This window comes from Pseudomonas sp. GL-B-12 (assembly GCF_019955895.1).
Taxonomy (GTDB): Bacteria; Pseudomonadota; Gammaproteobacteria; order Pseudomonadales; family Pseudomonadaceae; genus Aquipseudomonas.
The window spans coordinates 37,238-58,072 of the sequence record NZ_JAHBCX010000038.1; the positions used below are offsets into that span (position 1 = coordinate 37,238).

The window sequence follows — 20,835 nt, forward strand, 5'->3', positions numbered from 1 at the left end:
GCACGAGGAATTGCCATGCACGCTTTACCGATTGCCAACACGCTGGAACGTCGGCGGGCCTTCCAGAGCTTTCTCGGGGTCAGCCCGGCGCTGATCGCCATCGGCCTGTTTCTGATCGTGCCGATCCTGATCGTCATCGGTTACTCGCTGATGGAGGCCAACCCCTACGGCGGGGTGAACAAAGTATTCAGCAGTGAAGCCTACACCTCGCTGCTGTTCGAGCGGCAACTGGACGACAGCCTGGCCTTCGCCGACTCCTACCTGATCATCGCCCTGCGCTCCATCGGCATCGCCGGGCTGACCACGCTCATTACCCTGTTGATCGGTTTTCCGGTGGCAGTGTGGCTGGCCATGCAACCAGCCCATCGCCGTGGTCTGCTGATTTTCCTGATCACCGTGCCGTTCTGGGCCAACCTGCTGATCCGCACCTATGCGTGGATTCTGCTGCTGCGCAACACCGGGGTGATCAACAACAGCCTGATGGGCCTCGGGGTCATCGACCAGCCGTTGCAACTGCTCTACACCGACGGCGCAGTGCTGCTGGGGCTGGTTTACACCTACGCGCCCTTTGTCGTGCTGCCGATCTACGCCACCCTGGAAAAAATGGACACCCGCCTGCTCGAGGCCGCTCAGGACCTCTACGCCGGACGCGTTCGAACCTTGCGCAAGGTGGTGTTACCGATCGCCAAGCCGGGGATTCTCGCCGGCGCCATCCTCACTTTCGTGCCTTGCCTGGGCGCAATGATCGCCCCGGAACTGCTCGGCGGCGGCACGCGGATGATGCTCGGCAACCTGATTTTCCGCCAGTTCAGCGATGCACGTAACTGGCCATTCGGCGCGGCCCTGTCGCTGGTGCTGATGGCGGCGGTGATGTTGGTACTGACGGTGTATGCCCTGCGTGCCGAGCGCCAGCGCATCGCCAAAGGAGGTGCGTGATGATCGGCCTGTTCAAACGCAACACGCTGGGCGTACAGGACTTCCCCGGTTTCGGCGGATTCAGTTTCCTGTTCTACCTGTACCTCTACGCGCCGATCGTGGTGCTGGTGGTGTTCTCGTTCAACGCCAACCAGTCGGCCACAGTGTGGACCGGTTTCAGCCTCGACTGGTATCGCGCGGCCTTCGCCAACCAGGCCCTGCGCCAGGCGGCCGGCAACAGCCTGTTGATTGCGGTCTGCGCCAGCATGGTCGCCACGGCCATTGCGACCCTCGCCGCCCTCGGCACTTCACGGGGTGCGAAGTTCAAGGGCCTGCAACTGTCCATGGGCGCGATCATGTTGCCTCTGGTGCTGCCGGAAATCGTGGTCGGCGTCGCCACCCTCGCGCTGTTCTCCACCATCGGCCTGTCCCTGGGCTACGGCAACCTGATCATCGCGCACACGGTGTTCTGTATCCCGTTCGCCTTTCTGCCAATACGGGCACGCCTGAACGACATGGACCTGTCCCTGGAACAGGCCTCGGCCGACCTGTATGCCGGCCCATGGCGGACCTTCCGCAAGGTCACCCTGCCGCTGCTGATGCCGGGGATTTTCTCCGGGCTGATGCTGGCCTTCATCGTGTCGCTGGATAACTTCGTGATCTCGATGATGGTCTCCCAGGCCGGCACCACCACCTTGCCGATCTTCATCTTCGGCCTGTTGCGCATGGGCGTGACACCGGACGTCAACGCCGTCTCGACCCTGATCCTGGGCGTCTCGGTGCTGTTCGTCACGCTCTCTTATCTGCTGGGCAAAAAGAAAACCTGAACCTTCTACGTACTGTGGGGAAATAGCATGAGCAAGTTGATTGCAAGCATCGGCACTTCGTTGTTCCTGACTTTACCGCTGACCATGGTCGGCAGCGTTCAGGCCGCGGAAAAACTCAACGTGGTGAGTTGGAGTGGCTACTTTTCGCCGGAGATTCTCGCCAAATTCCAGAAGCAGACCGGCATCGAAGTCACAGTCGATTCCTACGATTCCAACGAAACCCTGCTGGCCAAATTGAAACAGGGCGGTGCCGGTTATGACGTGGCGATCCCCTCGCACCAGTTCGTGCCGATCCTGATCAAGGAAAAACTGCTGGAGCGTTTCGACCCGGTCAACGAGCCCTACTATGCCGGCGTCGTCGACAACCTGAAAAAACCCACCTGGGATCCGGAAGGCGCCTATTCCGTGCCGTTCATCTGGGGCACCACCAGCGTGGTACTCAACACCGAGCGCTACAAGGGCCCCACCGACAGCCTCAAGGTGCTTTACGAACCACCAGCCGAGCTGCAAGGGCGGATCAACATGTTCGACTCGGTCAGCGACGTGGTGGACATGGCCAGCCTGTACCTGAACATTCCGCTGTGCAGTGAGGACCCTAAGCAGATGCAGCAGATTCTGACCCTGCTCAAGGCGCAGAAACCCTTCGTCAAGACCTACAGCTCCAAGGCCGGCTCGATCCGCGAAAACCTCGCCTCGGGTGAAATCGACATGTCGACCTTCTGGGGCGGCTCGTCGATGCGCGCCCGGGAGATGAATCCGAGCTTGAAGTACCTGTACCCGAAAGAGGGTGTGCTGGCCTGGGTCGATAACATGGTCATCCCGACCGGTAGCAAGAATCCAGCAAACGCCAAGGCCTTCATCGCGTTCCTCAGCCAGCCTGAAAACGCGGCGATGACCCAGAACTTCCTCAAGCACCAGAGCCCGATCAAGGGTGTGGAGCCGTTCCTCGATGCGGGCCTCAAGGACGCGCCGGAGCTGCACATTCCCGAAGGCACCCAGGTGGTGTTCAGCAAGACCTGCGGCGAAGGCGCGATCCGCCTGGCCGATCGTCTCTGGACCAACCTGATGCGTTGATCTCTACCGCCCCGACGCATTGGCGGGGCGTTTTTCCAGCCGTCTGAAAGGCCGCTTGCAATGAACTCTAATAACATCAGCGAACTGGTCCTGTTGCAGGCCCACGAGCTCGCCGAACGCATCCGCCTGCGCCAGGTTTCCTGCCGGGAAGTGATGCAGACTTATCTTGCCCATATCGAACGCTTCAACCCGCTGGTCAATGCGCTGGTGAGCCTGCAAGCGCCAGAAGACCTGCTGGCCCAGGCCGATATCCGCGACGCCGAACTGGCGAAAGGCCAATACCGTGGCTGGATGCACGGCCTGCCCCACGCCATCAAGGACTTGTCCCTGACCCGTGGCATCCGCACCACGCTGGGTTCGCCGCTGTACAAGGACTTCATCCCCGAGCGCGACGGCATCATGGTCGAGCGGATCAAGGCCGCGGGCGCGATCATCATCGGCAAGAGCAACACCCCGGAATTCGGCCTCGGCTCGCAAAGCTATAACCCGCTGTTCGGCGCGACCGGTTGCGCCTACGACCCGAGCAAGACCGCCGGCGGCAGCAGCGGCGGCGCGGCGGCAGCGCTGGCGATGCACCTGGTGCCGGTGGCCGACGGCAGCGACATGATGGGCTCGCTGCGCAACCCGGCGGCCTTCAACAACATCTTCGGTTTCCGTCCGTCCCAGGGCCGCGTGCCCTTCGATGACAGTGCCGACCTGTTTATCGACCAACTCGGCTACGAAGGCCCCATGGCTCGCAGCGTGCGCGATGCAGCGTTGCTGTTGTCGGTGCAGGCCGGGGCCGATGCGCGGGCGCCACTGTCCATTGCCGAGCCCGGTAGCGCCTTTGCCGCACCGCTGGATCGAGACTTCAAAGACGTGCGTCTGGGCTGGCTCGGCGACTTCAACGGCTACCTGCCGATGGAGCAAGGCATCCTCTCGCTGTGCGAGAAGGCCTTTGCCGACTTCGAAAGCCTGGGTTGCCACATTGAGCCCGTTCAGTCCGAATTCGCGCCAGAGAAGCTATGGAGCAGCTGGCGGACGTTGCGCCACTGGATGGTCGCCGGCTCGTTGGGTGCGACCTATGCCGACCCGCAAAAACGTGCGCTGTTGAAACCGGAAGCCTGCTGGGAAGTGGAAAACGGCCTGAAACTCTCGGCCACCGACGTGTTTGCCGCCTCGGTGACGCGCAGCGACTGGTATCGGGCGATCTCCAGGCTATTCGAAAAATACGACTACCTGCTGCTGCCCAGCGCCCAGGTGTTCCCGTTCGATAAAACCCGACCGTGGCCTGCCTCCATCGAAGGCGTGACCATGGACACTTATCACCGCTGGATGGAGGTGGTGATTCCCGGCACCTTGTCCGGCTGCCCGGTGGCTAACGTGCAAGTGGGCTTCAACCAGAATGGTCTGCCCATGGGCCTGCAAATCATCGGCAGACACCAGGCCGACTTCGCTGTCCTGCAACTGGCGCACGCGTACGAACAGGCCAGCCGCTGGTTCCAGCGCTGCCCTTCGCCACTGCTCAGAGGATAGATTTTGATAAACGGTTGAAAGCGCAGAGAAATATTTTAGATTTATGCTTGACGCATCCCCGTTACCGGTGAATAATGCGCGCCACTTGGCTACATAGCTCAGTTGGTTAGAGCATAGCATTCATAATGCTGGGGTCCGGGGTTCAAGTCCCTGTGTAGCCACCAAGTACCTGTTTACAGATGTCTCCATGAGTCTCTAAACAACCTCAAGAAGCCCGCCTAGTGCGGGCTTTCTTGTGTCTGGGGCATTTGTTTTGTCGCACCATGTACCCGGAACAGCCCTTGCCTTCGTGTCTGCCTGCTTGCATGTTTCAGGTCGCGGCTACCGCTGCTGCCCAATTCGCACAAGGTTTTGCGGCAACCGGACAAGGCCTGCCGCCTTTATGACGAACAAGGCCTCTGCCTGGAAGCGCATCCCCATGGCGGCTCATGATAAATCCTGGGTTAGCCGAGGTACCGGCAGGCCCGCTGCCTTGTGGCGCAATAATGCATCAAAGCGCGACTGGATTAACCCGCGACGCGGTGCTCATCTTGCGCCAACTGCCAGTCATACTGTCGCCATTGATGCTGGTCCGAGACCTGTTTCAACGCTGGCGCGGGGTTGACGACACACGCATGCTGGACCACATGTAAAAGCGGCAAATCATTCACCGAGTCACTGTAGCCATAGCTGCCTTGCAAGCTGTTGCCACGGTGCTTCAGCCACGCCTGCAAGCGCTCCACCTTGCCTTCCCGAAAACTGAGTATCCCTTTAGTCGCGCCGGTAAAACTGTCGCCTTCCTGTTCAAGCTCGATGGCGATCACCTCGTCCACGCCCAGCATGGTCGCGACACGGCGCACGATAAAGTCAGCCGTCGCGGAGATGATCAATAGCTGGTTTCCCTGTTGGCGATGCCACTCGATTTGCCGACGTCCGGCTGGATATATGCGGGGAGCAACGATGCTGGAAACAAAGTCATCTGCCCATCGCTCCACTTCGCTGACGGCCACTCCAGACAACGGTTGGAGCGTAAAGTCCATGTACTGCGCCATGGAGAGTTCGCCCAGATGATAGGCTTGCATCATCGCCTGCTCGGTGACCAGCATGTCGGCTGCGGCCACACCATGCTGCACCAGATAGCGCAGCCAGAGACTGGAGCTATCGCAATCGATAAGGGTCTCGTCCATATCAAAAATAGCCAAAACCGTCATGCGACCTCCTGCAGTTCTTCACGATTGAACAGCAGATCGAGCGGCGCGCCTGCCGGCAGCAAAGACCCTGAGCTGCGATTGAGCATATCGACCATCAACGAGCAGCCTTGCGCATCGACGTGGTAACGAATGACGTTGCCGAGCAGCTGATGGTGACGGACCGTGGCGCGGCACGGTGCACCCAGATGTGAGCCATAGCTGCGGCCGGCTTGCGCCACATGGATCGCTTCTGGCCGGATTGCCAGTTGTCCTTGTATGCGCAGGCCAAGCAGTTGTTCCGCCTGACGGGCATCCAGCAGGTTGTAGCTGCCCATGAAGCGCGCGACAAACCCATTGGCGGGACGGGTGTAGATTGTCTCGGCGCTCCCTTCCTGCACGATGCGACCGCCATCCATGACAATGATGCGGTCGGACAACATCAGCGCTTCTTCCTGATCGTGGGTCACGAAAATAGTCGTCAGTTTCAGCTGCGACTGAATCCGCCTGATCTCCTCCTGCAGGTTCTTGCGGATGCGCGCATCCAGTGCCGACAGTGGTTCATCCAGCAACAGGATGCGTGGCCGCACCACCAATGCCCTCGCCAGGGCGACACGCTGACGCTGGCCGCCGGAGAGCTGACTCACGAATTTGTTTTCGTGCCCCTGCAATTCAACCAGGCGCACCGCTTCGGTCACGCGCTGGAAGGCTTCATCGACACAGACGCCCTGCATTTTCAGGCCGAAGGCAATATTGCCCATCACCGTCAGATTCGGAAACAACGCATAGCTCTGGAAGACCATGCCGATACCACGTTTTTGCGGAGCAACATGGGTAATGTTATTTCCCGCCACCTGGATCTGACCGCTATCGACATCAGTCAAACCGGCGATGCAGCGCAATAAGGTCGACTTGCCGCAGCCACTGGGGCCAAGCAGGGTCACCAGTTCGCCTTCTTTGATATTGAAATGGATGTCGTCAAACACGCGGGTCTTGCCCGAGCCCTTGCCGTAGTATTTTGACAAGTTGGATACTTCAAGATAATTCATCGCACAGTCCTATCGACTCAAGCGGGTGGCAATCCAGGTCACGCCCAGCGTAAATATGAAATAGCTCATCACCACGGCACTCATGAAATGGCCGCTGGTGGAGCGCACGGAATAGAGATAGACGTTCAAGGTTTCGTAACGGCTGCCCACCAATATGTTGGCGAACACGAACTCGCCCAGCAGGAAGGAGAACGAGAGAAACAAAGCGGCCATCAGGCCCTTGCGGATATTCGGCAAGATCACCCGCAAAAAAGCGGCGGGAGTGCTTGCCCCTAGCAGGTGCGCCGCATCCATCAGGTCACGCACGTTCAGCCCTTGCAGACCGTTGGCGAGTGCCCGGTACATGAACGGCAGGACAATCGTGAAATAGCACCCGATCAATACCCACGGCGTACCGATCAGTGGAAGCGGGCCATCGGCATAAATCTGTAACAAGCCCACAGACGAGACCACAGGCGGCACCGCGAACTGGATCAGGATCAGGATGTTCATCCAACGATCCAGATTCGGGAAATAATGGAACACGACAAATGCGGCAGGCACGATGACCACTGTGCTGAAGACCAATGTGCCCAGTGCAATCAACAGGGAGTGGCTAAATGCACTCAAGAACCGCGGCTCTTGCCACAACTTGAGGTACCAGTCGAACGTCAGCCCGTCGGGCAATATGGTTGCCCCCCAGTGCTGGGAAAATGAATACACCAGGGTCGCCAGAACAGGGACACTGAGCAGGGCCATCACGCCATACAGCACGAACTGGTGATAACGGTTAGTGTGCATGGTAGCTTCTCTTCATCAAGAGCTGGTTGACCATCGCCACGAGCACCAGCATCGCCACCAGAAGCACGGACAGTGCTGCCGCCAGATTCGGTTCCAGGGAAATGTCCCCGGCGACCAGGCTGGAAATGCGGATGGTGACCAGGTTGTAGTTGGAGGTCATCAGTGCATACGCACTGGCATACGCCCCCATGGCATTAGCCAACAACAATATGAAAGTGCCGAGTACCGCCGGCAGCAACACCGGCAACGCAACCAGGCGCCAGTAACTGGCACGGCTGGCACCCAGCAAAGAGGCTGCCTCTTGCCAATCATCTTGCAGCGCATCAAAGGCTGGATAGAGCAACAACACCGCTAGCGGTATTTGGAAATAGCTGTAAATCAGCGTCAGACCGGTCTGCGTGTATAGATTGAAATCAGCCAGCAAACCCCATCGCCGCAAGAGCAAGGTCACGGCGCCATTAGTTCCCATCACGATAATGAAGGCGAATGCCAATGACACCCCACTTAGATTGCTGGCCATATTGGTGAATGCCACCGTCATATCACGTAGCGCGCAATCCACCCGCTTCAATGAAGCGGCGACCACCAGCGCGATGGCTAATCCGATCAAGCTGGAGCAGACGGAAACCCAAAGGCTGTTACCAAAGGCCTGCCGGTAAAACGGGGAATGCAGGATTTCACTGAAATTCGCCAGCGACCATGCGCCATCAACCTGCACACTGTTGATCAGCAGCCAGGCTGTCGGTGCCAGTGAAAACAGCGCCAACACACATAACAAAGGCAATAGAACCAGCGCCGCCCGCCAGTGGCGAAAGCGTGGGTAATGCCGGGTGTCGAGAGTCACTGGTATTGCCAGTGGATTCGATGCAGAAGTCATACAGCTAGCCATTCCGTGTTACATGGTTTTTGATAAACGAGCGCGAAATATGGCCGGCGCAAACCTTAGTGCGACCATTACCCTGCTCTCTGCTCTAATGCTCACTTCTAAAAACCGTAGCGAACGACCCAAGTCGCGCAGCAGGTTTTTAGAAGCGAACTAACGCGGGTGGAGTTACTTGTTATAAATCATGACTTGTTCTTGCCACTGCCGCGGTATGGCCTTGGTGGTTGTCTCCCAAGCCGCGAAATCCTGGATCGGTTTGGCGTTGCGATACTGTTCAGCCGACAGCATCTTGTCCTTTACATCCTGTGGCAGGACGACGTTGTTGCGAATCGGACGCGCATAACCACGCGCCAGGTTAATCTGGCCTGCATCGCTGAAGATGTATTCACGCGCCAGCTTGGCGGCGTTCGGATGCTGTGCGTATTTGTTGATGAGGGTTGAATAACCGGCACTCACACTACCGTCAGTTGGAATGGATACCGTGAACTGGGATGGATCGATCTTGTCGCGATAGCTCAATGACGTGAAGTCCCATAACAGGGCAACTTCCACTTCACCTTTTTCCATGTTGGCGATATTCGCATCGGTCATGGAGAGCCGCCCTTGTTTAGCCAACTCTGCAAATAACTGATACGCAGGCTGCAAGTTCTTTTCGTTGCCGCCATTGGCAATCGCCGCCGCCAGCAGAGCGCTATTGGCTTGCGCCGAGACGCCCACTTCGCCAACCGTCACCTTGTAGTTGCCTTTGAGCAAATCGCCCCAGTTCTTAGGCGGATTTTTGACCAGCTTGTTGTTGCTGATGAAGGAAATGGTCCCGCTGTAAGCCACCATCCAATGACCGTCTGCGTCCTTGGCCCAAGCCGGAATTTCGTCCCAGGTGGTCGGCTTGTAGGCCTGGGTAACGCCCTTCCTGACGGCAATCGGGCCAAAAGATTGGCCAACGTCACCGATATCGCCTGATGCGTTCGATTTTTCAGCTTCGAATTTTGCGATTTCCTGCCCCGAACTCATGTCGGTGTCCTGATGTACCAGGCCATATGTTTGCGTGATCTGAGCCCAGGTATCTTTCCAGTTTGCCCAGTTATCCGGCATACCCAAACTATTGACCGCGCCTTCTTTTTTGGCTGCGGCGACTAAAGCATCCAGCTCCGACTGCGCGTACGCACTGGAAACTGCAATCGACAAGGCACCTGCAAGCAAACTCGTAATCAGTATTTTTTTCATGGGATAGCCGTGTGGTATAGACCAGATTTGGGCGGAAACTGGATGCTACCCATAAGAAATGACCGAAATGTGACACTTGAGACGCTCCGACTCAGCCCCCTGATGCAATTGAATAGGCGTTAAGCACTTGGCCGGGATAGAACAGAGCTGTCGTTGCGCCAGGGATTGTCTGTCGATGCCACGCTCATTCACGCGCCCGGCACGACCAGAAACAACGAAGGTAATCGGCACCAGAGCGCAGGCGCGGACGACGGTCTGAGCACCCGCTCCGGGTGATCAATCGTCAGAGGGATAGTGGGCGAGGTGTGCCCGAAGAGAGACAGTTGAGTCTCGTAAAGGTAATGAAATGATGAACTGGGATAATATCAGCGCTCAAAAATCATCCAGACCATCACCGTGACAGAAAAAATAACCACTCAAGCTGCCACCATCTATCACGCCCTGGCAACGCAAATCATCAATGGCACTCTGGCGTCCGGTAGCAAGCTCCCTCCCGAACGAGAGCTCAGCGACCTGTTTTCCACAACCCGCATCACGCTCAGAGAAGCCCTGCAAAGAATGGAAGCGGAAGGATCGATCTATCGGGAAAGCAGGCGCGGCTGGTTTGTTACCCCACCCCGACTGGTGTACAACCCCTTCACAAATTCGCTGTTCCACCAGATGGTCGAAAGTCAGGGGCGCAAGGCACTCACACAGGTCATTTCCACCAGTACGGAATTGGCGAGCCCGGAGTTATGCCTGAAGTTGGCGGTGCTGCCGTTAAGCATGCTGCACTGTATACGTCGTCTACGCTCAGTCGATGGGCGCCCCGTGATGTTTGTAGAACATTATCTGAAACCAGAGTTTTTCCCGGACATATTGAAACTGGACCTGACTCAGTCGCTGACATTGATTTACCGAAAACACTATGACATCCATTGCGGCCGCGCCACTTTTGATATTTACCCGACCGCGGCGCAGGCCAGCGTGGCGAACTATCTCAATCTGCCAGAAGGCAGTCCGCTGTTAATGATAATTCGCGTCAACTATGATCAGCATGGACAGATTCTTGATTGCGATCGCGAGTTCTGGCGTCATGACGCAGTCCGGATTTCCATGGATAGCCAAACACTGCATCCAGACAAAGTAGCTTGACCCTCGAAAACCTTACCCGCTGGAAACCATACAGCTTCCCCTTGAACCTTATGCCGTCGGCAATGCAGACAACGCCCGCTCCCAGATCTGCCAGGTGCGCAGCCAGACCATCGCCTGCCAATCGCTGTCGGCGGGATAGAACTGCTCAAGCAGATTCAGCTTGATCCCGCGCCCTGTTGCGTCATTCGGGTTGCCGTGCAGATGCAGCCAGTGGTCATCGCGCAGATGACGGTGAACGTCCGGCCCCGGGTAAGTCCCGCACTCGATGACAAACGGCATCAGCCGCGCCTGCGGCAGCGCATTGATCAGCGCCTGCGAGGTGTAGCCGGTGGCCGTTGCCGCCACGCCGGTTTCGCTGACGGTGTCGGCACCGGTTTGCAGGCTGTAGAGCCACGGGCCATAAATCGCCTGCGCATCCGACAGCGCCGGATAGGCGGACTCGGTGATGGTCAACAACATCGGATGACCGTACTCGCCAGCGCCCGTGTGCAAGTCGAAACACATGGCGACCTCGGCATGGGCCATATGCTTTTGCACGATTTTGTGCAGCGTGCGGTTCGACCAGCTCGGCGCCAGCCCGCCGAAAAACAGGCCGTCGGGATGAGCATGCTGACCGCCCTCGACAATCGACATCACCGCCGACCAGCCGTGCAGGCAAATCTGCTCGTCGAGCAAGGCATCGGCACGATCGCGCTCCGGACCGTGCAACTGCGGGCAGGCATAGATTTCATGCAGGGCGTTGTAGGCCTGGTTGTCTGGCAGCGGGCGTTGAAAGTTCAGATGATTGCGGTTCAGGTCGATGTTGTCTTCGTTGACCCGGCGCAACCACGCCATACCCCAAGGGTTGATGGCATGGATCATGACCACGGCGACATCCGTTGGCAGGGAACGCTTGCCCAACTCCTGCAGCCATTTGATCTGGCAGCCCGAGCCGTAGAAGCCTTCGACCCCGTGAGTGCCGCTCAACGCGATCAGCAGCCGCTTGGCGCCCGGATCACCCAGCACCGCCACATCGGTACTCAGGGGCTCGCCGAACGGTCCTTTGAGCGGGTGTGGATATTCCGTCAGCGTTGCGCCTGCCGTGGTCGCTGCGGCCAGGAACTGTTCACGCTGGGTGCTATAGCTGGGCTGGGTGGGGAACTCGGTTTGCATGTTTGCCTCTTGTTGATCTTCTGGCCTGTTTGTTGGCAACGACCCTACAGAAAATCCTGCCATTGATGAAGGACAAAAACATCGGAGCCGCAGGACCCGGTTTGCTTCCCTCCCGGTCGGCCGATAAAGTCCATTGATCGTAGATCCAACGGACGGAGTACCCCACGTGTTCTCAACCTTCCCTTTGCGCCGCTATCGCCTGCCAGCCCTGGTTCTGCTCGCCAGTGCCTTGACCCTGGGCGCGTGCAATAACGCTTCAGTCCCGACCCTGCCGCTCGCACCGGAAAGCGCTTCCGGTTTTCGCACCGACCTGCGCACCCAACACGCCGAAAAATACATGGCCGCGGCGGCCAACCCGCTGGCAGCCGAAGCCGGACGGGAAATGCTGCGCCGGGGCGGCTCGGCCATCGATGCCGCGATTGCGATGCAAGCGGTGTTGACGCTGGTCGAGCCACAGTCTTCGGGCATCGGTGGTGGCGCATTGATCGTACTCTGGGATGGCAAAACCGTGCGCACTTACGACGGCCGTGAAACCGCCCCGGCCGGCGCCACCGAGAAGCTTTTCCTGCAAGCCAACGGACAACCGATGGGGTTCACCCAGGCGCAGATTGGCGGTCGCTCGGTGGGCACGCCCGGCGTGCTGCGCGCTCTGGAACTGGCCCATCAAAAACACGGACGCCTGCCCTGGACGCAGCTGTTTGAACCGGCCATCCGGCTCGCCGAGCAAGGCTTCGCCATTTCGCCACGCCTGCACCAGTTGATCGCCGCGGATTCGTCCATGCCGCGTTCAGCAGAGATGATGGCTTACTTTCGCAATGCCGATGGCAGCCCAAAAGCCGCCGGCACAAACTTGAAGAACCCGGCACTGGCCGCCGTGTTCAAACGCATCGCCGATGAAGGCCCGGATGCCCTGTACAAAGGCCCGGTCGCCGAGGAAATCGCGGCCAAGGTGCAGGGTCACGTCAACCCTGGCAGCCTGTCCCTGACCGACCTCGCCAACTACCAGGCCAAGGAGCGCGCGCCGCTGTGCACCGACTACAAGCGCTGGCAAGTCTGCGGCATGCCGCCGCCATCGTCGGGGGGAATCGCCGTGGCGCAGATCCTCGGCACGCTGCAAGCCCTGGAGACTCGCGATAAACGTCTGGCGCTGGCACCGCTGAAACCGGTCAAGACCACGGCCCCGGCCGGCATCGAGCCCGACCCGCAAGCCGTGCACCTGATCTCTGAAGCCGAACGCCTGGCCTACGCCGACCGCGCTCAGTACGTCGCCGACACAGACTTCGTCCCCGTGCCGGTCAAGGGTCTGGTCGACCCGACCTACCTCGCCAGCCGCGCCGCCCTGATTGGAGAACGCAGCATGGGCACGGCCAAACCCGGCACTCCGCCGGGCATTCAGGTGGCCTATGCGCCGGACCGTTCGCCGCTGCGGATTTCCACCTCGCAAGTGGTGGCCGTCGATGATGCAGGCGGCGCCGTGTCGATGACCACCACCATCGAGTCGGCGTTCGGCTCGCACATCATGGTTCAGGGTTTCATGCTCAACAACGAGATGACCGACTTCTCGTTCATCCCCGAGGAAAACGGGCAAAAAGTCGCCAACCGCGTCGAACCCGGCAAACGCCCGCGCTCCTCCATGGCCCCGACCCTGATCTTCGACCGCCAGAGCGGCGAATTCCTTGCTACCGTCGGTTCCCCCGGCGGCTCGCAAATTATCGAATACGTGGCCAAATCCACCATCGGCCTGCTCGACTGGAACCTCGATGCGCAAGCCGCAATCAACCTGCCCAACTTCGGCAGCCGCAACGGCCCGACCGAACTGGAGCTCGGACAGTTCAGCCCGACGCTGATTCAGGCGCTGAAAGACAAAGGGCACAGCGTGAGCGAGATCGACATGACCAGCGGCACCCAGGCGATTGTTCGGGTCAAGGACGCCCAAGGCAAAGCGTCGCTGACAGGCGGGGCCGATCCGCGGCGTGAGGGGCAAGCGCTGGGGGATTGAGACGTACGCAGGGATGAGAAAGGGCTTACTGGTGGGTAGGCCCTTTTTATTGGTAAAGAGTCCAGGTCGCCTCGATCCCGCTGCTTTTTCCTACCCACAAGTATTTGCGTCCTGGTTAGAGTTTCCACGCCATGCACATAAAATTTGTCGGCACTCACAAGCAGTACGACACGGTCGACGCTGATAACGCCGAAATGGTGTAACCCATGAACATTCACCCGATTCACACCGAAGAGGATTACCGCGCCGCTCTCAAGAGCGTCTCTGCACTGTTTGAGAATGAACCAGAGATTGGCACTCCCGAGGGAGATTACTTTGACATCATGATTACGCTGATCGAGTCGTTTGAGTCGAAGCACTTCCCGGTCGACTTACCCAATCCTATCGATGCGATCAAGTTCAGAATGGAGCAGTCCGGGTTGTCCGCCGCCGATCTTGCACCCGCCATCGGCTGCACAAATCGTGTTTATGAAGTACTCAATGGCAAGCGAGCGTTGACGCTTCCGATGATCTGGAAACTGCACGAGCTGTTCGGGATACCCGCCCAGAGCCTGATCAAACCGGTCAAGCACGTTTGATCAGGGGCAGCTCTTGCAATCATACCCACCGATAATACGGACGATGCAGAACTCCGCTTATCGACTGATCTTCAACCCCTGTCGAACCTGGTGCTTTTCCAGCCCCAGCTCGATCAGTCGCGTCACCAGCTCGCTGTAGGTCATGCCGGTGGCCTGCCACAGTTTCGGGTACATGCTAATGCGGGTGAAGCCGGGCAGCGAGTTGATTTCGTTGATCAGCACTTCGCCGCTGTCGGTCAGGAACACATCGACGCGGGCCAGGCCGGAGCAGCCCAGTACCTGAAATGCCTCGACGGCCAGGGCGCGAATGCGCTCGCTGACCTCGACGCTGATATTGGCTGGCACTACCACTTCAGCGGCCTTGTCGTCGATGTATTTGCTGTCGTAGGAATAGAACCCGCTGCGCACCACGATCTCGCCGCAGCCACTGGCGATGGCGTCTTCATTGCCGAGCACCGCGCATTCAATCTCGCGGCCGCTGACGGCAGATTCGATCAACACCTTGGTATCGAAACTCAAGGCCAGCTCCACCGCTGCGCGGTACTCAGCCTCGTCGGTGACTTTGCTCACGCCCACGGAAGAGCCCTGGTTCGCCGGTTTGACGAACAGCTGCAAACCCAACTTGCCCCGCACCTCGGCAAACCCGGTGCGCGCCGCCGTGGCGCGGGTCAATGTCACGAACGGCGTCACGGCCAGGCCGGCATCGCGCAGCAGGCGCTTGCTGATGTCCTTGTCCATGCACACAGCCGAGCCGAGCACATCGGAGCCGACAAACGGCAGATCGGCCATGCGCAGCAAGCCTTGCAGGCAACCGTCTTCTCCGAGGGTGCCGTGGACAATCGGGAAGATCACATCGACGTGACCGAGCATTTCCTGGCTGGAAGTTTCCACCAGTTGCTGACTGGCTTTGCCCGGCACCACGGCCAGTTCGCGATTGGACTGATTGAGGGCGATCAGCGCCGGGTTTTCCTGGTTCAGCAAAAAGTTGGAAGGGTCGTTGAGGTGCCAGTGGCCTTGTTTGTCGATGCCGATCAGCACCGGCTCGAAGCGTGAACGATCCAGCGCATCGACAATGTTTTTCGCCGACTGCAACGACACCTCATGCTCGGCCGAACGGCCTCCGAAAATGATCCCCACGCGCAGCTTGCTCATGACCTGGCCTCATCCTGACAAATAAAAAACAACCTGTAGCGAATGCGCCCCACAGTGCAGTATTTGCCCTTGGTTTTCTAGCGGACAAGCCGCCTTCCGATCAGAAGACAGCGAACCGCTGGCTGGGTTACCGTGTTGCGCATCAAGCTCAAGACGATCATCACCATGACCAAGCGTCCGCCTCGCAATGACTGGTTCCTTCGCGCGCCCGATGTCGGCGGGCTGCAGCGTTTCGAGGCGTTTTTTGCCGGCCATGGCTACGACCTTCACCGCCACGATACCTATGCCATTGGCCACACCCTGGCCGGGGTGCAGAGCTTTCAGTATCGCGGCGGATGGCGTCACAGCCTGCCGGGCGCAACGATCGTGCTGCACCCGGACGAAGCCCACGATGGCGAGGCCGGCACCGAGTCCGGTTTCCAGTACCGGATGATGTACATCGAACCGGCGCTGATCCAGCAGATGCTCGGCGGGCAAGCGCTGCCATTCATCAAGACCGGGCTGTCGAACGATCCCCGCCTGTTCGCCGCCACGGGCGCGTTGCTGCGCAGCCTGGATTGCCCGCTCGACCCGCTGGAAGAACAGGACGCGCTGTTCGATCTGGCGCAGGCCATGAGCACGGCTTCCGGCGCGCCGGGCAAACGCTCGGGTTTCGATTACGTGGCCGCGCAGCGTGCGCGGGAATACATCCACGGTACCCTGGATCGCACCGTGACCCTGGATGAACTGGCGCAACACAGTGGTCGGGATCGCTGGAGCCTGTCCCGGGATTTTCGCCTGTTGTTCGGCACCAGCCCCTACCGCTACTTGACCATGCGCCGCTTGGACATGGTCCGTGCGCTGTTGATTCAGGGTCAGAGCCTGGTCAGTGCCTCGCTGATCGCAGGCTTCACCGACCAGAGCCACATGACGCGGCAATTCGGCAAAACCTACGGCCTGTCACCGGCCCGCTGGATCAACATGCAGCGCCGTTGAGCCACGCACAATCGTACAAGAAGCGCATGGAGTCGCTGGCTATCGTGGGTTCACCAACCACCGCGAGAGCTGTTTCATGAACGCTTACGAAAGCCTGAACTTCGCTGAAAAAATCAGCTGGATCGATTCCCACTGGTCGCCCCGGGTCATCGCCGAAATGAACGACTACCAGTTCAAGGTGGTGAAGCTGCTGGGGGACTTTATCTGGCACGACCACCTCGATACCGACGAAACCTTCATCGTGCTCGAAGGCCGGCTGCGCATCGACTTTCGCGATGGCCACGTGCTGGTGAACGCCGGGGAAATGTACGTGGTGCCCAAGGGCGTCGAGCACAAACCCTGTGCCGAGCAGGAGGTGAAACTCCTGCTGATCGAACCCAAGGGCGTGCTCAATACCGGCAGTGAAGGTGGCGAACGCACGGCCGAGAATGATCTGTGGATATGAGCCCGGACCGGCTCAAACCTGCAAGTGCTTGCCATCCACCGGATCGCCGATCTTCAGGAAATGCCCGCCCGCCACGTGGTGCAAGGTGCGCAGCGCATCATGCCCCTCGAAGTGCCAGCGACCTTCGCTGAACACGCGCTCGTCGGCTTGGGCTGCGATCACTTCGGCCAGGAACAGATCGTACTGTTGATGGTTGTTCGGCTCAGGCAACAGACGACATTCCAGCCAGGCCACGCAGCCTTCTAGCATCGGTGCATCGACCGACTCGCCGGTGAAGGTCTGCAAGTCGTAGGTCTCAAACTTGTCGCGCCCCTGGCCCCGGGTCAATTCCAGGCCGGAGGTCGAACCGACGGTCTGCACAATGTCGGCTTGGGTGGCGCAAGGCACGTTCAGCACAAAGGTGCCCGAGGCTTCCAGCAGCTGGCGAGTCCAGGTGGACTTGTCCAGCACCACGGCAATTTTCGGTGGTTCGAAATCTAGTGGCATGGCCCAGGCTGCCGCCATGATATTACGCTGACCACCGTGGGCTGCACTGACCAGCACGGTCGGGCCATGATTGAGCAGACGATAGGCCTTGGACAAGGGAACCGGACGGCGGTGGGAAACGCTCATGGAAGTCTGCTCCAGGGGGAAAAGAGCCGATTGTAACGACATCCCAAATGAAAATATCGCAGCCTGCGGTCGCTCCTTCAAAGTGGTCCATCACCCGAGCAGGTACCATTCAACCGCTTGTTCGTGTCGTGTGATCCTGTCGGAAAAGGGCCAAGTGCGCATCTGGTAGCGCTGGACCAGTTGTGTCGGCAAGATCTCGCCCTGTTCGAAATACCGAGCGACGCTCCTGTCTACTGAGTGATGGCGGGGAAGCCAGCCCACCTTCCAGTATCCACTCACCGGACAGGCTTGGCCGCTATGGCAGTTCGGTGCCGACAAATGAGATTGGCTGAATGCAGGCGATCCCGGTAGACCCTGCCCCGTGGCCGGGTCGAGAAGCTTGGCTTTGGCCAGTTGGTTGATCAGCTCTTCGCTGGGTTTTTCAGGGGGGACATTGGCCAGGCGTTCTTCGAGCCATTGGAGCTTACCGTCCCAGGATGGCAACGGCGCGGGTGGCAGCGGGACGATTTCGGCGACCAGCAGCAGACATGTCAGCAACAAGACCCGGCGCATCAGTCGAGGTCCGACATGTCGGATTCGCCGAAATAGAACTCGATGATGGGAGCTATGGGCGAGGCCTGGGCTTTTTGGCCCCGTTTGTTCCGTTTAATGATCTTTTGCCAAATATTGAAGGCCCATTCCGAATTATCCTGCGCTCCCTTTTTAGTGGAAAAATTTGAGACAACCGACCCGGAAAATTTAAAAAACATCCATCCTACCCACAGAACAATAAAGCCACTTTATTCTCACTCGACGTAGTCCTTCAGTCAGCTTTTGCCCGCTCTATTTCAGCTTTAATTCCAGCCCAGACACCCTTACAAACCAACCGAATAAACCACCGTTGAACCGGGGCAACCGCCTTACTCGCGACACCTCTACTGAGTCTCTTCTTTATCAACAACTCGATATCGCGTAAAAGCTGATCCTCATTGAAGAACCAGCAGACCGGAGGCACTGGTGCCAGCAGATTGTAAATACACACGGGCGCAACTCTTTCAAAAAACGCGTACTCGACATCCGACAAAGGGTAATTTTTTGCGATACTCGCGATATATCTGTAGTCAATCTCACTATCAACAAACGCACCCGACAAAGCCAACCAAAGTTTTTCGTTCAGTTGATCTGCCACCTTGTAAACTCCTCTAGTTCATCATCAAGGGAGTCTGCGATTTCCGAAGCCACCCAGCCAGACGCAGCCCCGCCTGCCAGCATTAAACCGATTGCGCAGAACGGCGCGCCAGGTCCACAGATCGTAGATACAGCCATGCTTGCCAATACTCCTCCCGCCAATCCACCGCCTATGGTAATACCCTGCTTAATAGCTTCCTTGGGTTTATTATCTGCATTGGCAATTACATAAGTCGCATGGGCGATAGTCACAACAATCAAAACCTTCCCTGATACCTTTAGCACTTTATTTACAGTGTTAAACTTTATATTCGGCCTTGCCGAAGACTCAACGATTTCATAGTACACTGAATTTTTTTGCGCCTGACTCAGATCTATAAATTTTTTACCAAACTTCTCCTCAGTCTTCCGGTTCAATATCTCCTCCAAGGCAGGAGCAACGAATTTCTTCTTCTCCGCAATAGCCAACCCATGGACCGATGTATTGGCACGAATCTCCGCCATTATTTTATTTCGCGCCTCGTAGCAAAACTCCGCTGCTTCCTTCACCGAGATACTTCCAGACCTTACTTGGTTTAAAACCTCCACCTTGACTCTTCTGACATTTCGATTGTAGTTTTCGCGCTGCCGCGCATCATTTAAAAAATCGTTAGAAAACTTCAGAGCAACCCCTTCAAAGCTTTCAACAGCCTTATTTAATACATCGTCATCAATGGGATGGCTTTTTTGAGCCAAGTAATTACGATAAAAATTATCCATAACAGTTACTCCACCAACATTCGCAGTAATTTCTCGGCACCACTGGAATCACGCCCCTCTCGATTCAGATCCTCGACTTCAAATTTGATACAAACCTCTCCAACAAACGAATAAAAATTCGCTTTATTTTCACTATCAAACTCACTTAGAAGCACTGTTCCATCATCCATCGTGGCACTGCACTTCAAACCTTGATAATTCATATCAGATGGTGCAGTAAAACTGATCCATTTCTCGGACGCTGGAAACTCAATCTTCAGCCCACCCGGCAATAAGGTATGAGCGCTCATGGTCCGCCCTTCCTTGTCGGTTACGCCGTTAAACACTTCGCCCTGTTCAGTGGTGATCCGGTAGCGGGTAAACGCCAGCGGTGCCTGGCTCTCATCTCTCAGAACGTATTCCCCGGAGTAACCTCCAGGTAAGGGTGTTGCCGGCGTATCCAGCCTGGCGCTGCCAAACTTTTGCACATGCTTGGCCCGTTGATAGATATTGCCGGGGGCGCCCTGATCGAGGTCGCCGTCTTTCAAGCGGACAAAGACCCCTCCGCATTCCAATATCAGCTCTTTCTCAGCGCGGATGTGGACCCGGCCATCCACGCTCTCAATCTTGATGTCGCCCTTCGCCAGGGCGTGCAGAAGGCCTTCCAGAGCATGCAAATCGATGTTGCCCTTGGCCGCCTTGAGCTGCATGTCCGCGCTGTGCGCGAGCAGGCTGATGCCGTCCTCGGCGGTGGCGGTGATGTTCTGCCCGGCGCTGAGGTCGACGTTGTGCGCGGCGACGATGCCCACGCTTTCGCTTCCCGAGGACAGGCTCACCGCCTCCGGGCTGACCATGCCTATACCTGCCGGGGCGTGCAGCAACAGACCCGGTTGCTTCAAGCCATCGAGGACTTGGTTGAGCCGTTCCTGGCTGGCGGTGTCGCCGGGGGTGGTTTCAGCCGCGCGAGCCGCATCGGCGAGGGAACGCGCCAGCGACAAGGCACTTTCCAATTGGGCGACGGCAGCATCCATGTCGAGTTGCGCACCCTTGGTTTTCTCCTGTTTGTCCGCGCTGATGAAAAGACCCTTGCCGCCTCTGATGGCGCCCCAATCATCCGTACGCAGCTCAAACCCTTCCCCCCGCTTCTTGCGCTGGCCATCCACCAGATGCCCCAGGTTCAGCTGGCTCTTGCCGCCATACTCGGTACTGAGCTTGATGTGCTCCTGCCCCCGCGTGTCATCCAGGCGCAGCTTGTTGTTGGCCGGCGTGCGCAGCACGTTGCGGTGGTCGTTGCGCTGGGTCACCAGGTCCGGGTGCTGATCGTCGTGCAGGGCGTGGGCGATGTAGGGGCGGTCCGGGTCGCCCTGCTCGAAGGCGATGGCCACTTCGGTGCCGGCGATCAGCGGCAGGTGCAGGCCGTAGGTGTCGCCGGCGTAGGCGCGGGCCTGGC

The 20,835-nt window shown here is 58.2% G+C and carries 20 protein-coding genes, 1 tRNA gene and 1 pseudogene; 10 read left to right on the forward strand and 12 right to left on the reverse strand.

The genetic code is table 11. The annotated features are described in order from the left end of the window. The first annotated feature begins 15 nt into the window (after nucleotides 1-15). The 5 genes from KGA85_RS20925 to KGA85_RS20945 all read left to right on the forward strand — a co-directional run bounded on the left by KGA85_RS20925 (nucleotide 16) and on the right by KGA85_RS20945 (nucleotide 4,495). Complete coding sequence (locus KGA85_RS20925; RefSeq protein WP_223454712.1) at nucleotides 16-936, forward strand: ABC transporter permease; 921 nt, start codon at nucleotides 16-18, stop codon at nucleotides 934-936. Further along, entirely contained in the window at nucleotides 936-1,742 is an 807-nt protein-coding gene (locus KGA85_RS20930) for an ABC transporter permease (protein ID WP_178120847.1), read from the forward strand. The genes KGA85_RS20925 and KGA85_RS20930 overlap by 1 nt, the downstream gene beginning before the upstream one ends. Before the next feature lie 27 nt (nucleotides 1,743-1,769). Then, on the forward strand, nucleotides 1,770-2,816 hold the full coding sequence (locus KGA85_RS20935) for an extracellular solute-binding protein (protein WP_223533247.1): 1,047 nt from the start codon (nucleotides 1,770-1,772) through the stop codon (nucleotides 2,814-2,816). A gap of 60 nt (nucleotides 2,817-2,876) precedes the next feature. Then, entirely contained in the window at nucleotides 2,877-4,331 is a 1,455-nt protein-coding gene (locus KGA85_RS20940; protein WP_223536432.1) for an amidase, read from the forward strand. Between the two features lie 87 nt (nucleotides 4,332-4,418). Beyond that, a tRNA-Met gene (locus KGA85_RS20945) sits at nucleotides 4,419-4,495 on the forward strand. Nucleotides 4,496-4,837: 342 nt separating this feature from the next. Here the strand turns inward: KGA85_RS20945 and KGA85_RS20950 are convergent. The 5 genes from KGA85_RS20950 to KGA85_RS20970 all read right to left on the reverse strand — a co-directional run bounded on the left by KGA85_RS20950 (nucleotide 4,838) and on the right by KGA85_RS20970 (nucleotide 9,433). Continuing rightward, complete coding sequence (locus KGA85_RS20950) at nucleotides 4,838-5,521, reverse strand: HAD family hydrolase (RefSeq protein WP_223454706.1); 684 nt, start codon at nucleotides 5,519-5,521, stop codon at nucleotides 4,838-4,840. Next, nucleotides 5,518-6,546: an ABC transporter ATP-binding protein gene (locus tag KGA85_RS20955; RefSeq protein ID WP_223454704.1), complete on the reverse strand. Its 1,029-nt coding sequence runs from the start codon at nucleotides 6,544-6,546 to the stop codon at nucleotides 5,518-5,520. The genes KGA85_RS20950 and KGA85_RS20955 overlap by 4 nt, the downstream gene beginning before the upstream one ends. Nucleotides 6,547-6,555: 9 nt before the next feature. Continuing rightward, complete coding sequence (locus tag KGA85_RS20960) at nucleotides 6,556-7,326, reverse strand: ABC transporter permease (protein WP_223442545.1); 771 nt, start codon at nucleotides 7,324-7,326, stop codon at nucleotides 6,556-6,558. Beyond that, entirely contained in the window at nucleotides 7,316-8,203 is an 888-nt protein-coding gene (locus KGA85_RS20965) for an ABC transporter permease (protein ID WP_223454702.1), read from the reverse strand. Before KGA85_RS20965 ends, KGA85_RS20960 begins: the two co-directional genes overlap by 11 nt. Before the next feature lie 174 nt (nucleotides 8,204-8,377). Then, a complete protein-coding gene (locus KGA85_RS20970) occupies nucleotides 8,378-9,433 on the reverse strand; it encodes an ABC transporter substrate-binding protein (protein WP_223454700.1) in 1,056 nt (351 codons plus the stop codon). A gap of 396 nt (nucleotides 9,434-9,829) precedes the next feature. Between KGA85_RS20970 and KGA85_RS20975 the strand changes: the two genes are divergently transcribed. Continuing rightward, the gene (locus tag KGA85_RS20975) at nucleotides 9,830-10,567 is read left to right on the forward strand and encodes a UTRA domain-containing protein (RefSeq protein WP_223454699.1); all 738 of its coding nucleotides are present in this window, start codon (nucleotides 9,830-9,832) and stop codon (nucleotides 10,565-10,567) included. A gap of 48 nt (nucleotides 10,568-10,615) precedes the next feature. On the opposite strand, the gene KGA85_RS20980 is transcribed toward KGA85_RS20975, so the two are convergent. Beyond that, nucleotides 10,616-11,719 carry a DUF2817 domain-containing protein gene (locus KGA85_RS20980; RefSeq protein ID WP_223543355.1) on the reverse strand — a complete coding sequence of 368 codons (1,104 nt, stop codon included), beginning with the start codon at nucleotides 11,717-11,719 and terminating at the stop codon, nucleotides 10,616-10,618. Nucleotides 11,720-11,885: 166 nt separating this feature from the next. On the opposite strand from KGA85_RS20980, the gene ggt reads away from it, so the two are divergent. Beyond that, nucleotides 11,886-13,718 carry a gamma-glutamyltransferase gene (gene ggt, locus KGA85_RS20985; RefSeq protein ID WP_223454695.1) on the forward strand — a complete coding sequence of 611 codons (1,833 nt, stop codon included), beginning with the start codon at nucleotides 11,886-11,888 and terminating at the stop codon, nucleotides 13,716-13,718. 206 nt (nucleotides 13,719-13,924) lie between these two features. Beyond that, nucleotides 13,925-14,296 carry a type II toxin-antitoxin system HigA family antitoxin gene (locus KGA85_RS20990; RefSeq protein WP_223454693.1) on the forward strand — a complete coding sequence of 124 codons (372 nt, stop codon included), beginning with the start codon at nucleotides 13,925-13,927 and terminating at the stop codon, nucleotides 14,294-14,296. 57 nt (nucleotides 14,297-14,353) lie between these two features. Here the strand turns inward: KGA85_RS20990 and ddlA are convergent, their stop codons facing one another. Continuing rightward, nucleotides 14,354-15,448: a D-alanine--D-alanine ligase gene (ddlA, locus tag KGA85_RS20995; protein WP_223454692.1), complete on the reverse strand. Its 1,095-nt coding sequence runs from the start codon at nucleotides 15,446-15,448 to the stop codon at nucleotides 14,354-14,356. A gap of 165 nt (nucleotides 15,449-15,613) precedes the next feature. On the opposite strand from ddlA, the gene KGA85_RS21000 reads away from it, so the two are divergent. Then, nucleotides 15,614-16,423 (forward strand): AraC family transcriptional regulator, encoded by an 810-nt coding sequence (locus KGA85_RS21000; RefSeq protein ID WP_223454777.1) that lies wholly within the window; start codon nucleotides 15,614-15,616, stop codon nucleotides 16,421-16,423. A 76-nt stretch (nucleotides 16,424-16,499) separates the two neighbouring features. Continuing rightward, on the forward strand, nucleotides 16,500-16,868 hold the full coding sequence (locus KGA85_RS21005; protein ID WP_223454690.1) for a cupin domain-containing protein: 369 nt from the start codon (nucleotides 16,500-16,502) through the stop codon (nucleotides 16,866-16,868). 12 nt (nucleotides 16,869-16,880) lie between these two features. Here KGA85_RS21005 and KGA85_RS21010 read toward each other — a convergent pair whose 3' ends face one another. From KGA85_RS21010 to KGA85_RS21030, 5 genes and pseudogenes are all read right to left on the reverse strand, one after another. Then, complete coding sequence (locus tag KGA85_RS21010; protein WP_223533250.1) at nucleotides 16,881-17,480, reverse strand: flavin reductase family protein; 600 nt, start codon at nucleotides 17,478-17,480, stop codon at nucleotides 16,881-16,883. A gap of 90 nt (nucleotides 17,481-17,570) precedes the next feature. Continuing rightward, nucleotides 17,571-17,996, reverse strand: a pseudogene (locus KGA85_RS21015) (DUF6396 domain-containing protein); the annotation flags it as partial. Nucleotides 17,997-18,282: 286 nt separating this feature from the next. After that, nucleotides 18,283-18,648: a hypothetical protein gene (locus KGA85_RS21020; protein WP_223454687.1), complete on the reverse strand. Its 366-nt coding sequence runs from the start codon at nucleotides 18,646-18,648 to the stop codon at nucleotides 18,283-18,285. Further along, a complete protein-coding gene (locus KGA85_RS21025) occupies nucleotides 18,633-19,406 on the reverse strand; it encodes a hypothetical protein (protein WP_223533251.1) in 774 nt (257 codons plus the stop codon). The genes KGA85_RS21020 and KGA85_RS21025 overlap by 16 nt, the downstream gene beginning before the upstream one ends. A gap of 5 nt (nucleotides 19,407-19,411) precedes the next feature. Then, nucleotides 19,412-20,835 (reverse strand): DUF2345 domain-containing protein (locus KGA85_RS21030; protein WP_223543356.1); only part of this gene is annotated, 1,424 nt, incomplete at its 5' end.

Coding starts and splice junctions, on each gene's coding strand:
- KGA85_RS20925 (WP_223454712.1), top strand. CDS start 16: ATGCACGCTTTACCGATTGCCAACACGCTGGAACGTCGGCGGGCCTTC.
- KGA85_RS20930 (WP_178120847.1), top strand. CDS start 936: ATGATCGGCCTGTTCAAACGCAACACGCTGGGCGTACAGGACTTCCCC.
- KGA85_RS20935 (WP_223533247.1), top strand. CDS start 1,770: ATGAGCAAGTTGATTGCAAGCATCGGCACTTCGTTGTTCCTGACTTTA.
- KGA85_RS20940 (WP_223536432.1), top strand. CDS start 2,877: ATGAACTCTAATAACATCAGCGAACTGGTCCTGTTGCAGGCCCACGAG.
- KGA85_RS20950 (WP_223454706.1), bottom strand. CDS start 5,521: ATGACGGTTTTGGCTATTTTTGATATGGACGAGACCCTTATCGATTGC.
- KGA85_RS20955 (WP_223454704.1), bottom strand. CDS start 6,546: ATGAATTATCTTGAAGTATCCAACTTGTCAAAATACTACGGCAAGGGC.
- KGA85_RS20960 (WP_223442545.1), bottom strand. CDS start 7,326: ATGCACACTAACCGTTATCACCAGTTCGTGCTGTATGGCGTGATGGCC.
- KGA85_RS20965 (WP_223454702.1), bottom strand. CDS start 8,203: ATGACTTCTGCATCGAATCCACTGGCAATACCAGTGACTCTCGACACC.
- KGA85_RS20970 (WP_223454700.1), bottom strand. CDS start 9,433: ATGAAAAAAATACTGATTACGAGTTTGCTTGCAGGTGCCTTGTCGATT.
- KGA85_RS20980 (WP_223543355.1), bottom strand. CDS start 11,719: ATGCAAACCGAGTTCCCCACCCAGCCCAGCTATAGCACCCAGCGTGAA.
- KGA85_RS20990 (WP_223454693.1), top strand. CDS start 13,925: ATGAACATTCACCCGATTCACACCGAAGAGGATTACCGCGCCGCTCTC.
- ddlA (WP_223454692.1), bottom strand. CDS start 15,448: ATGAGCAAGCTGCGCGTGGGGATCATTTTCGGAGGCCGTTCGGCCGAG.
- KGA85_RS21000 (WP_223454777.1), top strand. CDS start 15,614: ATGACCAAGCGTCCGCCTCGCAATGACTGGTTCCTTCGCGCGCCCGAT.
- KGA85_RS21005 (WP_223454690.1), top strand. CDS start 16,500: ATGAACGCTTACGAAAGCCTGAACTTCGCTGAAAAAATCAGCTGGATC.
- KGA85_RS21010 (WP_223533250.1), bottom strand. CDS start 17,480: ATGAGCGTTTCCCACCGCCGTCCGGTTCCCTTGTCCAAGGCCTATCGT.
- KGA85_RS21025 (WP_223533251.1), bottom strand. CDS start 19,406: ATGGATAATTTTTATCGTAATTACTTGGCTCAAAAAAGCCATCCCATT.